This window comes from Actinomadura chokoriensis, from assembly GCF_041463665.1.
In the GTDB taxonomy this organism is placed as follows: Bacteria; Actinomycetota; Actinomycetes; order Streptosporangiales; family Streptosporangiaceae; genus Spirillospora; species Spirillospora chokoriensis_A.
In genome coordinates, this window is record NZ_JAXCEJ010000007.1 from 16,046 (window position 1) to 28,182 (window position 12,137).

The window sequence follows — 12,137 nt, forward strand, 5'->3', positions numbered from 1 at the left end:
GCATATGTCCTACTCAGGTAAGGTCTGGGCGAGTGAGCACTGCGCAGCGGTCGAGACCGGTCGAATCGGTCCCGTCCGCCCCGGGGTACCGGACATTCCTCCGTGAACTGCTGAGCTTCGGCTTCGTGGGGTGCGTCGGCACGCTGATCATGTTCTTCGGCGCCAACCTGATGCGCGCGCGGCTCGGCGGCGGCCCGGTCACCAGCGTGGTCGTCCCGACCGTGGTGTCGACGCTGTCGTCCTACCTGCTCAACCGGCACTGGACGTTCCGGCACCGCGACAGCGACGGCTCCGGCCGGGAGGTCGCGATCTTCTTCGCGCTGAACGGCGTCGGGCTGCTCATCCAGGTGCTGTGCACCGGCTTCACCTACTACACCCTCGGCCTGCACGGCGGGGTCGCCTACAACCTCGGCCTCCTCGCCGGCGTCGGCCTCGGCTCGGCGTTCCGCTACTGGTCCTACAAGAAGTGGGTGTTCACCCCCGCGACGGCGTGAGCGCGGCTCACCGGCCCGCCGGGACGATCTTCTCGATCTGGGGGAGGGCCGCGGCCAGGACGCCCGTGAGGTCCTGCCCGGTGCTCTGGGAGAAGATCGCATGGTCGATGCCGCGTTCGGCCAGCCCTCCGATCTTGTCCACGACCTCGTCGGCGGACGGCGGTGAGGTGAAGAAGCCCAGGGACGTCTTCTCGATCTCGGCGTAGTCGCGTCCCTCGCGCTCGCAGTGCCCCCGCAGCACCTCCAGCTTGTGCGGCAGCTCGTCGCCGTCGAAGAGATTGCACGCGTCGGCGTACCGGGCGACGAACCTGAGAGTCTTCTTCTCGCCGCCCCCGCCGATCAGGATCGGCGGATGCGGGGCGCGCAGCGCCGGCGGCGAGTTCAGCGGCCGCTCCAGCGCGTAGTGCCGGCCCTCGAACGCCGACTCGTCGCCCTCCCACATCCGGTGGGCGATGCGCAGCGTCTCCTCCAGCCGCTCGAACCGCTCGGCGACCGGCGGGAACCGGACGCCGAGGCCGCGCGACTCCTCCTCGTTCCACGCGGCGCCGATGCCGAGCCAGGCGCGCCCACCCGACAGGACGTCCAGCGTGGTCACGGTCTTGACCAGGATGCCGGGATGCCGGTAGGTGACGCCGGTGACCATCGTCCCGAGGGTGATCCGCTCCGTCAGCGCCGCCGCGTACGCGAGCGCCGAGTATCCCTCCAGCATCGGCTCCTCGGCGGAGCCCACCCCGCGGATCTGGAAGAAGTGGTCCATCACCCAGAACGAGTGCAGGCCGCCCTGGTCGGCCTCGCGGGCCATCCGGCCGAACACCGGCCCGATCTGCTCCGGCCCGCCGGAAAAGGTGAAGCTGGGAACCTGAAGTCCGATGCGCATGGCGAATCCCTCTTGTCCTTCGTACTACGCCGTCCCTTCCACTCTGCGACCTGGAGCGCGCTCCAGGTCAAGCGGCCGCGCCGGGCGGACGTTGACCTGGAGTGCGCTCCAGGTGGGATCCTCGGGGCGTGAGTTCCTACTCCCCGGCCGAGACCGCCGAGAAGAGCGGTTTCAGCATCGACACCCTGCGCTACTACGAGAAGATCGGGCTGCTGTCGGACATCGCCCGGAACGCGTCGGGCCGGCGCGTCTTCAGCGACGACGACCTGGCCTGGCTCGGGCTGCTGCGCTGCCTGCGCGAGACCGGGATGCCGATCGCGGAGATGCTGCGGTACTCCGAGCTGGCCCGCAGCCGCGGCGACACCGTCCAGGAGCGGCTCGAACTGCTGCAGGACCACGACCGCCGGGTGGAGGAGCGGATCGCCATGCTGCGCGAGCAGCAGAAACACATCAAATGGAAGATCAGCCTCTACCGGGACACCGTCCGCGGCGCGGCCTCCGCCTGAGCGAGGCAGCCCGCGGCGCGCGCCCACGTCTCCTCCGGATCGAAGGAGTCCGCCCGCCAGGTGTGGGAGCGGATCGTCCCGCGATGCCTGAACCGCCGCATTATCTCGACGTGCGGGGGCCAGCCGACGAAGCGACGCAGGGCGGCCTCGTCCGTCCAGACCGCGACCGAGCCGCACCGCCGCCGCAGGGGCCGCGACCAGAGCCACAGGCCGACGGCGCCGTCCAGCTCCGGCCAGGACCGGCGGAGCGTCATCCCCGCCTTGAACACCTCCGGCAGGTCGAGCGGGTTCGCGCAGGTGAAGTCGGTGACGCTGACGAGGACCGGCCCTCCGCCGTCCGCCGGGCCGGGCCGCCAGGAGCTTCTCATCGCCACGAGGGCTCCCGCCCCAGCAGCGTGAGCAGCCGCTCCCCGGGCGACGCGCCGCCGGCCGGCTCCAGCTTCGGCGCGAACGACGCGCCGGGGCCCCGGCTCTCCTCCGGGACGATCGCGGCGACGTTGAGCGCCGCGCCGACGAGATCGTCCGCCGGCTCCCACGGGACCCCGAGCGTGGCGGCCACGTCCCACGCGTGCACAACCAGGTCGACGAGGTGGAAGCTGATCGCCAGGGCGGCGGGGAAGCGCCCGCCGAGCTCGGGAAGGGCCAGTTCGGCGTCCAGGGCCACGTCGGCGAAGGCGCGCGTCACCAGGTCGGCGGACGCCCGCGCGGCGGCATAGGGGTCGTCGCCGAGATCGCCGCCGTTCCAGGCCGGCAGACGGTCGCCCTCACCGCGCGCCGCCGCGGCGAAGCCCTGATCCTGGCTGATCTGGTGGCGCAGGAGGCCGTGCAGGGTCCAGTCGGCGCATGGCGTGGGCAAGGCGAGCGCGTCCGGCTTCACCTGCGCGACGGCCGACAGGTACAGCTCCGACGCCCGCCGGTCCAGCGGGCGGAAGTCGGTGGTCGTGAGTTCGGTCAAAACGTCCATGCGGCCACGCTAGAAACCCGCAGAGGACCAGGTACAGGGCCAAAAACGCGGAAAATGACTGAGCCGATCTAGGCTGGGGCCGTGGACGTGCACGTCAGCCTGGTGGGCCGCCGCGACCTCGCCGGGCAGATCTACGCGCAGCTGCGGGCCGCGATCCTGGACGGGCGGCTGCGCGCGGGCGAGGCGCTGCCGCCGACCCGGGAGCTGGCGCGGCGGCTCGCGATCTCCCGGAACACGGTCGGCGTCGCCTACGACCGGCTCGCCGCCGAGGGCTTCCTGACGAGCCGGGTGGGCGCGGGGACGTTCGTCCGGGAGACCGGGTCCGCCGCGCGGGGCGCCCCGGCGGCGTCGCCGCTGCGGCCCCGCGCCCGCTGGGACGAGGTGTCGGCCTGGCCCGCGCCGATGCCCGGGATCAGATGGGACTTCCGCGCCGGGCTGCCCGACACGGCGCTGTTCCCCTACGAGGCGTGGCGGCGGATCATGTCGGGCGTGCTGCGGCCGTCGGTGCTCGGCGACCCCGGCGCGGCGGGCGACCCGGCGGGCCTGCCCGCGCTGCGCGAGGCCATTGCCCGGCACATCGGGGTGTCCCGGGCGGTCCGCGCGAACGGCCGCGACATCGTCGTCACCTCGGGGGTCCAGCAGGCGCTCGACCTGATCGTCCGGGTCCTGCTGGAGCCGGGCGACGTGGTCGCCGTCGAGGACCCCGGATACCCGCCCGTGCGGATGCTGCTCGCCGCCGCCGGGATGCGGGTCCGGGGCGTGCCGGTCGACGCGGAGGGCCTGCGGGTGGACGCGCTGCCCGGCGACGCGCGGGCGGTGTACGTCACGCCGTCCCACCAGTTCCCGCTGGGCATGCCCATGTCGCTGCCGCGCCGCCGCGCGCTGCTCGACTGGGCGCGGCGCCGCGACGTGGTGATCGTCGAGGATGACTACGACACCGAGTACCGGTACGGCGGGCGGCCGATCGAGCCGCTGCAGAGCCTCGACGAGGACGGCCGCGTCCTGTACACCGGCACCTTCTCCAAGATCATGCGGCCGGTCCTGCGGCTCGGGTTCCTGGTGGCGCCGCCGTCGCTGCACCGCGCGTTCCGGATGGCGCGGTACGTCTCGTCCTGGCACGCCGAGCCGCCCGCGCAGGCGGCGCTCGCCCGGTTCATCGACGAGGGCCTCCTCGCCCGGCACATCCGCAGGTCGCGCCGCGAGTACCGGGCCCGGCACGAGCGCGTCGCCGAGCTGGCCGGGAGCCTGTTCGGCGACCGGCTGGCGGTCGTCCCGGCGGAAGCCGGGCTGCACCTGAGCGCGACCCTCCCGCCCGGGACGGACGACGCCGCGATCGCGGCGAAGGCCCTCGAAGCGGGCATCGGGCTGTTCGCGCTGTCGGAGTTCGCCGTCACCGGACCGGCGGTCCCCGGGCTGGTCTTCGGCTACGGGGCGGTGACGCTGCCGGCGATCGACACCGGGCTGCGCAGGCTCGGCGGGATCGTGGCCGGCGCGGCTGGCGCTGGACGAGGGTGACGCGGCGGCCGTCGGCGCCGAAGAACCGGTCCGTCATCACACCGCGACGGCTCGCATTGTCCAGAGTAAAAAGCCGCTTACCCGGCGTCGATCCGGCCGAGTCCGGCCAGCGCCGCGCAGGCCGGCCTGGGGCGGTGGGCTTCGGCCGGGGACGGGCCGGTTGGGGCGGGGACGCGCCGGTTGTCACGCCCGCGCCGTAGACTCCTTCGTCGTGGCAGGCAGGATACGCAATGAGGACATCGCGCTCGTCCGGGAGCGGGCGTCCATCGACGCCGTGATCGGCGAGTACCTGCAGCTCCGCAGCGCGGGAGGCGGCAACCTCAAGGGCCTGTGCCCGTTCCACGACGAGAAGTCGCCGTCGTTCAACGTGACGCCCTCGCGCGGCCTCTACTTCTGCTTCGGCTGCGAGGCGGGCGGCGACGTCATCAAGTTCGTCCAGGAGATCGAGCACCTGTCGTTCTCCGAGGCGGTGGAGCGGCTCGCCGCGCAGGCCGGCATCCAGCTGCGCTACGAGGACGGCGGCGGGCGCGGCCCGCGCCAGGACGGCGGGCAGCGCGCGCGCCTGATCGAGGCGCACCGGGCCGCCGCCGAGTACTACGCCGGGCAGCTCGACTCCGCCGAGGGGGCCATCGGGCGCAAGTTCCTGTCCGAGCGCGGCTTCGAGGCGGCCGACGCGGCCCACTTCGGCGTGGGGTTCGCGCCCCGCGAGTGGGAGGGCCTCGTCCGGCACCTGCGCGGGCGGGGGTTCGCCGACCGCGACATCGTCGCGGGCGGCCTTGCCAAGGAGGGGCGGCGCGGCCCGATGGACCGGTTCCGCGGCCGGCTGATGTGGCCGATCCGCGACCTGTCCGGCGACGTCATCGGCTTCGGCGCGCGCAGGCTCTACGAGGACGACGACGGCCCGAAGTACCTGAACACCCCCGAGTCGCCGCTCTTCCACAAGAGCTCGGTGCTGTACGGGGCCGACCTGGCGAAGAAGGAGATCGCGCGGCGCCGGCAGGCCGTGGTGGTCGAGGGCTACACCGACGTCATGGCCTGCCACCTCGCGGGCGTCCCGACGGCGATCGCCACGTGCGGGACGGCGTTCGGCGACGACCACATCAAGGTGCTGCGCCGGCTCCTGATGGACCAGGACGAGTTCCGCGGCGAGGTGATCTTCACCTTCGACGGCGACGCGGCCGGCCGCAAGGCGGCGCTGCGCGCGTTCGACGACGAGCAGAAGTTCGTCTCGCAGACGTTCGTCGCCGTCCAGCCGGACGGCCTCGATCCCTGCGACCTGCGCATCCGGCACGGCGACGCGGCGGTGCGCGACCTGGTCGCCGCCCGGCTGCCGCTGTTCGAGTTCGCGGTGCGCAGCGCGATCGAGCAGCACGACCTCGACACCGTCGAGGGGCGGCTCGCCGCGCTGGACGCCGCCGCCCCGGTCGTCGCCGCCATCAAGGACCGGTCGCGCCGGCACATGTACGCGGTCAACCTCGACCGCTGGCTCGGCATCATGGACGAGCAGTTCGTGCTCCGCCGCGTCCGCGAGCTGGCGAACCGCGTGCACGCCCGCGCCCAGGCGGGGCACGGGCGCGCCCCGGCCGGAAACGGCCGTCCCGACCGGTACGACGGCGGAGGGCGGGCCGGGAACGGGCGCGGCGAGCCGCGGCAGGCGCAGGGGCGGCCCGCGTTCGACCCCTCCGATCCCGAGGTGCAGCGCGAGCGTGAGCTGCTGAAACTGGCCGTGCAGCGGCCGGCGGTGCTCGGGCCGGCGTTCGACGAGGTCCCGGCGGAGGCGTTCATCGCGCCGCCGCACGCCGCGGTCCGCGCGGTGATCGCGGAGGCGGGCGGCGTGACGGCGGCCGGCGGCGCCGCCGAATGGGTCGCGCGGCTCCTGGAGAGCGCGCCGAACGACCAGCTCAGGGATCTGATCACCAAGCTCGGCGTCGAGCCGGTCCGGTCCGCCCATGAATCGGACGACCGCTACGCGATGGAACTGCTCGCCCGAATACAGGAGCGCCAGCTCACCCGCATGATCGCGGAGGCGAAATCTAAACTCGGGCGGCTGAATCCGGTCGAGGCGCAGGAGGAGTACCACCGGCTCTTCGGCGATCTTGTCGCGCTTGAGCAGCAGAGACGGGTGTTGCGCGAGCGAGGGCTTGGGTCACAGTAAGTCAAGAGATCGCAAAATGGGTCCTGTGATCTAGGCCCCATTTGTCGCAGACTGTCTGCGTGGGCCCTTCGGTGCTGCCAAGCGAGGCGCCATCGGTTGATCAGGTGGCGGACCTCGTCGCACGCGGCAGAGAACGCGGCGGTGTGACCGTCGAGGACGTTGCTGCCGCACTCGATCGCTCGGACTTGCCGGACGACTCCCTGGAACGGGTCGTCCGGATGCTCGCAGAGCAGGGGGTGGAGGTCCTCGAGTCTCAGCAGGAGACCGAGGACGTCGCGCGAGCGGATGAGGGAGACCTCGGCAAGCGGGCGCCGACGAGCGACCTGGTTCGGATCTATCTGAGAGAGATCGGTCGCGTACCGCTTCTCACGGCAGAAGATGAAGTAGAACTCGCGAAATCGATCGAGGCGGGACTGTTCGCCGAGGAGAAGATGGCGCGTACCGCCGTCCTCGCCCGCGGCGAGCTGCTCGACCTCGAACTGCTCTCCCGCGAAGGCATGCGGGCGAAGCAACGCCTGATCGAGGCCAACCTGCGGCTCGTGGTCTCGATCGCCAAACGCTACGTCGGCCGGGGAATGCTCTTCCTCGACCTGATCCAGGAGGGAAATCTCGGACTCATCCGTGCGGTCGAGAAGTTCGACTACACCAAGGGGTTCAAGTTCTCGACCTACGCCACCTGGTGGATCCGGCAGGCGATCACCCGGGCGATAGCCGACCAGGCCCGGACGATCCGGATCCCGGTCCACATGGTGGAGACCATCAACAAGCTGGTCCGGGTGCAGCGGCAGATGCACCAGGACCTCGGCAGGGAGCCGACCCCCGAGGAGATCGGCCTGGAGATGGGGCTGTCGCCCGTCCGGGTGGTGGAGGTCCAGCGGATCGCCCAGGAGCCGGTCTCGCTGCAGTCGCCGATCGGCGAGGAGGACTCCGACCTCGGCGACTTCATCGAGGACGCGGACGCCGTCGTGCCGATCGAGGCCGCGGCGTTCATCCTCCTCCAGGACCAGCTGGAGGACATCCTCGGCACCCTGTCGGACCGGGAGCAGCGCATCATCCAGCTGCGCTTCGGCCTGGCCGACGGCCACCCCCGCACCCTGGAGGAGGTCGGCCGCGAGTTCGGCGTGACGCGGGAGCGGATTCGCCAGATCGAGTCCAAGACGCTGGCGAAGCTGCGCCACCCGTCCCGCGCGCAGATGCTCCGCGAATACCTGGAGTGACGGGCCGCTCGCGAGAGCGGCCCGTCCCGTCCCGCCGTCCCCCGGCCGCCCCGCCGGGAGGACGGCGGTGACGGGCGACTCCCGGCAATACATCGCATTCCGTCCAGAGGGTGATCTACCGTGGTGGCATGCTGATCGTGACGACTGACGGCGTGCCGGGGCACGAGATCAGAAGCGTGCTCGGGGAGGTCCTCGGGACGGCCCTCCAGGCCGACCAGGGGGCGCCGCCGCAGCCCGGGCAGGGCGGGAGCAGCGCGACGTTCCGGATGACGGGGGAGCGGCCGGCGGGGAGCCTCGCCGCCGCGCGCCGCGAGGCGATGGACCGGCTCGGCGAGGAGGCGCGCCGCAAGGGCGCGAACACGGTCGTCGGCATGCGCTTCGACACCGCCGCGGTGGGCGGCGGCTTCGAGGTCTGCGCGTACGGGACGGCCGTCTGGGCGGAGCCGGCGGGGCAGCCCCGCGAGCAGGCGCCGCAGTACCCGCAGCGGCAGCCCGCGCAGCAGGGGCACATGCCGCCGTACGGGGACCCGCAGCCGGGCGGGCCGCCGATGGCCGCGCGCAACCTCACGATGGGACTGCACGACCGGCCCCGCTGACAGGGGCGGCCGGGCGGCTCCGGTCCACTGGCCCGGGGGCACTTGACGGGACGAGCCAGGGCTTCGCTAATTTAGGTAAGCCTAACCATCTGCTCGCCTCTGGAGTCTCTGATGCGTCCTGTGTCCGTTCTGGCGCTCGCCGGCGCCGCCGCCGCGTCGATGTCCCTGCTCACGGCGTGCGGCGGTGACGACAAGGCGGACGCCGCGGGCGCCATCCCGGTGACGGCGACGGACGACGCGTGCGAGGTGGCCAAGACCGAGCTCACCGCGGGCAAGACCACCTTCAAGGTCACCAACAAGGGCTCCAAGGTCAACGAGTTCGAGGTCATCAAGGCGGACGGCAAGATCCTCGCCGAGCGGGAGAACATCGGGCCCGGCACCAGCGTCGACTTCGTCGTGAACCTGCCCGCCGGCCAGTTCAAGCTGCTGTGCAGCGCCGGGCAGACCGGCAAGGGCCCGTCCCAGAACGTCACGGTCACCGGCGAGTCCGCGGGCGGCGACGACGCGCGGCTGGCCAAGGCCGCCGCCGACTACAAGGCGTTCGTCATCGTGCGGCTCGACGACACCATCGCCAAGACCCGCGAGTTCGTCGACGCGATCAAGGCCAACGACGTCGGGAAGGCCAAGGAGCTGTACGCGCCGTCCCGCGTCGGCTGGGAGACGATCGAGCCGGTCGCGGAGAAGTTCGGCGACATCGACCCGAAGGTCGACGCCCGCGAGGCCGACCTGAAGCCGGAGGAGAAGAAGGACTGGTCGGGCTGGCACCTGCTGGAGAAGGCCCTCTGGGAGGACGGCTCGGTCAAGGGCAAGGAGAAGTACGGCGACCGGCTGCTGAAGGACCTGGACGAGCTGAAGTCGCGGCTGCCCGGCCTCACCCTCGACCCGGTCAACGACATGGCCGGCGGCGCGAAGGAACTGCTGGACGAGGTCGCGACCGGCAAGGTCACCGGCGAGGAGGAGGCGTTCAGCCACACCGACCTCGTCGACTTCAAGGCCAACGTCGACGGCGCGAAGAAGATCTACGATCTGCTCGGGCCGGTCGTCCGGGAGCGGGACGCCCAGCTAGCCGGGGACCTCGACGAGAACTTCGCCAAGGTCGAGGAGCTGCTGAAGAAGCACCAGAAGGGCGACGGCTACGTCTCCTATGACAAGGTCGGCAAGGGCGACCGCAAGGAGCTGGCCGACGCGGTGAACGCGCTGGGCGAGCCGCTGTCCAAGCTCGCCGGGGCCGTCGCGAAGTAGATCGGGAGGCAGGGATGACCGAGGTGCGGCCGGGGCTGTCCCGGCGCAGGATGCTGGGCTTCTCCGGCGCGAGCCTGCTCGTCGGCGCCGCCGCCGGCGCGGGCCTGGACCGGGTGGCGCTCGCCGAGGAGGACTCGGACGCCGGCGCGGCCGTCGCCTTCCGCGGCGCGCACCAGGCGGGCATCGCCACCCCGGTCCAGGACCGGCTGCACTTCGCCGCGTTCGACGTGACGACCGGCGACCGCGACCGGCTCGTCCGGATGCTCAGGGAGTGGACGGACGCGGCCGCCGCCATGACCGCCGGTGAGGCGGTCGGGAACGGCGCGGTCGCCGGGCCGCCGGTCGCGCCGCCGGACGACACCGGCGAGGCCCTCGGCCTGCCGCCGTCCCGGCTCACGCTGACGATCGGGTTCGGCCCGACGCTGTTCGAGAAGGACGGCGAGGACCGGTTCGGCCTCAGGGCGCGCCGCCCGGCCGCCCTCGCCGACCTGCCGCACTTCCCCGGCGACAACCTCGACCCCGACCGCAGCGGCGGCGACATCGCCGTGCAGGCGTGCGCGGACGACCCGCAGGTCGCGGTGCACGCGATCCGGAACCTCGCGCGGATCGGGTTCGGCACGGTCTCGGTCCGCTGGTCGCAGCTCGGGTTCGGCAAGACGTCCTCGACCACGCCGGGCGCGCAGACCCCGCGCAACCTGTTCGGGTTCAAGGACGGCACCGAGAACATCGGCGGGGGCGACAGGGCGCTGCTCGACGAGCACGTGTGGGTCGGCGCGGGCGACGGCGCCGGCTGGATGACCGGCGGCTCCTACCTCGTCGCCCGCCGCATCCGGATGCACATCGAGACCTGGGACCGGACGTCGCTGCGCGAACAGGAGGACATCTTCGGCCGCAACAAGGGCGAGGGCGCGCCGGTGGGGGAGGAGAAGGAGCGCGACAAGCCCGTCCTGGCCCGGATGAAGCCGGACGCGCACGTCCGGCTCGCCCACCCCGACTCCAACCACGGGGCCCGGATCCTGCGGCGCGGCTACTCCTTCACCGACGGGTCCGACGGTCTCGGCAGGCTGGAGGCGGGGCTGTTCTTCATCGCGTTCCAGCGCGACCCGCGCAAGGGATTCGTCCCGATCCAGCAGTCGCTGGCCACCGACGCGCTGAACGAGTACATCCAGCACGTCGGGTCGGGCATCTACGCGTGCCCGCCCGGCGTCCACGAAGGCGGCTACTGGGGCGAGACCCTCTTCGCCTAGGGCTTATCCCTGGGTGGCTCGTTCCGACCGGATGCGGGTCACGACGTCGCCCGCGGCGGTCCTGATGGACTCCAGTTCCTGGAGGTAGGCCCAGTAGTCGGGGTGCGCGCCGGTGAGCCGCTTCGGCGCGTTCTCCAGCCGCTCGACGAGCGCGTCGAGCACCCGGACGTGCTGCGGCGCGGCCCCGCCCGGCTGGGCCATGGCGAGCCGCTGCGCGTCCCGCACGGCGAACCGGGCGCCCTGCGCGGGCTTGTCCGGGTCCGCGGCGACCTCCTTCAGCTCCTCCACCCGCCCGGTGACCTGGCCGGCGCGGCGGTCGGCGGCGTTCAGCTCGGTGCGCGCGGCGGTGAGCGCCTGCTGCGCCTGCCGCCACTCGGTGCGGGCGACGTGCGCGGACGCCTCGTTCAGCCGCTCGCGGGCCCGGGTGACGGCCGCCTCGATGGAGTCGGGCGCGCCCTTGAGATCCTGCCAGCACGCCTGTGAGTAGCCGCGAACCAGCACCCTCATCGCCTCCTGGACGGGTCCGACGCGGTTCGCCGCGGCGTCCGCCCGCGTCCGGACGGAGGCGAGCGAGTTGCGGACCTTCTCCGCGAGCCGCGGCAGCTCGGCGGCGGCCTCCCGGGCCCCCTCGGCGATCTCGCGGACCTCCTCCGCCTTGCGGATGGCGCCGTCCAGGCCGAGCCCGCCCAGACCCCTGGAGCCGAGCTGCGCGAGGACCTGCCTGGCGCGGGCCAGCTCGGCCTCCGGCTCGGACGCGTCCATCCCGGCGTCCCGGGCGGCGGTGACGGCGGCGTCGGCGGCGGCCACGGCGTCGCGGGCGGCGGTCAGCCGGGGCGGGAGCTGGTCGAGCGCGGCCTCCAGCCGGGCCATGCGCGGGGCGAGGCGCTCGGCGAAGCCGTTGAGGTTCCGGGTGATCTGCTGCAGCCGCTCGGTGGCCGCGATGAACGCGCGGCGGGCGGCGTCGTACTCGGCCGGTGACCGGTCCCGGTCATCGAGGTCGTGCGCGTCCAGGACGGAGATGTAGGCCACGGACGCGGCGTCGGCCGACTCCGACAGCCCGGCGAACTCGCGCCGGACGGGAGCGGCGGCCGCGGCGTCGAGGTCCTCGAACACGGTGACGCGGCCGTCGATGTATTTCTGTGCCTGGTCCATGTCGTAGAAGGCGGCCGCCGCCGCCTCCCTCGCCTCGACGGCCGAGGCCGCCGCCTGCGCCCCCCTGCCGCCGCCCCGGCGGCGCTGGTCGCCCGGTCCCCGCAACGCTGCCTCCTCTCGTCCCTGCCCAGTCTGGCCCAGACCGCCGGTATTTCGCGCCCCGGGAGGGCCC

At 72.7% G+C, this 12,137-nt stretch carries 12 protein-coding genes; 8 read left to right on the forward strand and 4 right to left on the reverse strand.

All coding sequences use genetic code 11. From position 1 onward, the window contains the following. Window positions 1–32: 32 nt before the first annotated feature. Window positions 33–494, forward strand: a complete 462-nt coding sequence (locus SM418_RS13700; protein ID WP_371941197.1) for a GtrA family protein — start codon at window positions 33–35, stop codon at window positions 492–494. Between the two features lie 7 nt (window positions 495–501). On the opposite strand, the gene SM418_RS13705 is transcribed toward SM418_RS13700, so the two are convergent. Next, the gene (locus tag SM418_RS13705; RefSeq protein ID WP_371941196.1) at window positions 502–1,371 is read right to left on the reverse strand and encodes an LLM class F420-dependent oxidoreductase; all 870 of its coding nucleotides are present in this window, start codon (window positions 1,369–1,371) and stop codon (window positions 502–504) included. A 128-nt stretch (window positions 1,372–1,499) separates the two neighbouring features. Between SM418_RS13705 and SM418_RS13710 the strand changes: the two genes are divergently transcribed. Beyond that, complete coding sequence (locus SM418_RS13710; RefSeq protein WP_371941194.1) at window positions 1,500–1,877, forward strand: MerR family transcriptional regulator; 378 nt, start codon at window positions 1,500–1,502, stop codon at window positions 1,875–1,877. On the opposite strand, the gene SM418_RS13715 is transcribed toward SM418_RS13710, so the two are convergent. Together SM418_RS13715 and SM418_RS13720 are read right to left on the reverse strand one after the other, a co-directional pair. After that, complete coding sequence (locus SM418_RS13715; RefSeq protein ID WP_371941192.1) at window positions 1,841–2,251, reverse strand: hypothetical protein; 411 nt, start codon at window positions 2,249–2,251, stop codon at window positions 1,841–1,843. The genes SM418_RS13710 and SM418_RS13715 overlap by 37 nt on opposite strands. Then, the gene (locus SM418_RS13720; RefSeq protein WP_371941190.1) at window positions 2,242–2,841 is read right to left on the reverse strand and encodes a TIGR03086 family metal-binding protein; all 600 of its coding nucleotides are present in this window, start codon (window positions 2,839–2,841) and stop codon (window positions 2,242–2,244) included. Before SM418_RS13720 ends, SM418_RS13715 begins: the two co-directional genes overlap by 10 nt. 81 nt (window positions 2,842–2,922) lie before the next feature. On the opposite strand from SM418_RS13720, the gene pdxR reads away from it, so the two are divergent. From pdxR to efeB, 6 genes are all read left to right on the forward strand, one after another. Continuing rightward, on the forward strand, window positions 2,923–4,356 hold the full coding sequence (gene pdxR / locus SM418_RS13725) for a MocR-like pyridoxine biosynthesis transcription factor PdxR (protein WP_371941188.1): 1,434 nt from the start codon (window positions 2,923–2,925) through the stop codon (window positions 4,354–4,356). Between the two features lie 211 nt (window positions 4,357–4,567). After that, window positions 4,568–6,511, forward strand: a complete 1,944-nt coding sequence (gene dnaG / locus SM418_RS13730) for a DNA primase (RefSeq protein ID WP_371941186.1) — start codon at window positions 4,568–4,570, stop codon at window positions 6,509–6,511. A 71-nt stretch (window positions 6,512–6,582) separates the two neighbouring features. Then, window positions 6,583–7,728 carry an RNA polymerase sigma factor RpoD gene (gene rpoD, locus SM418_RS13735; RefSeq protein WP_371941222.1) on the forward strand — a complete coding sequence of 382 codons (1,146 nt, stop codon included), beginning with the start codon at window positions 6,583–6,585 and terminating at the stop codon, window positions 7,726–7,728. 128 nt (window positions 7,729–7,856) lie between these two features. Next, window positions 7,857–8,324, forward strand: a complete 468-nt coding sequence (locus SM418_RS13740; protein ID WP_371941185.1) for a YbjQ family protein — start codon at window positions 7,857–7,859, stop codon at window positions 8,322–8,324. Between the two features lie 111 nt (window positions 8,325–8,435). Further along, window positions 8,436–9,566, forward strand: coding sequence for an iron uptake system protein EfeO (efeO, locus tag SM418_RS13745; protein WP_371941184.1), 1,131 nt, complete (start codon window positions 8,436–8,438; stop codon window positions 9,564–9,566). Window positions 9,567–9,580: 14 nt separating this feature from the next. Then, a complete protein-coding gene (gene efeB, locus SM418_RS13750; protein WP_371941183.1) occupies window positions 9,581–10,813 on the forward strand; it encodes an iron uptake transporter deferrochelatase/peroxidase subunit in 1,233 nt (410 codons plus the stop codon). Window positions 10,814–10,816: 3 nt separating this feature from the next. On the opposite strand, the gene SM418_RS13755 is transcribed toward efeB, so the two are convergent. Further along, the gene (locus SM418_RS13755) at window positions 10,817–12,070 is read right to left on the reverse strand and encodes a molecular chaperone DnaJ (protein ID WP_371941181.1); all 1,254 of its coding nucleotides are present in this window, start codon (window positions 12,068–12,070) and stop codon (window positions 10,817–10,819) included. Window positions 12,071–12,137 lie beyond the last annotated feature (67 nt).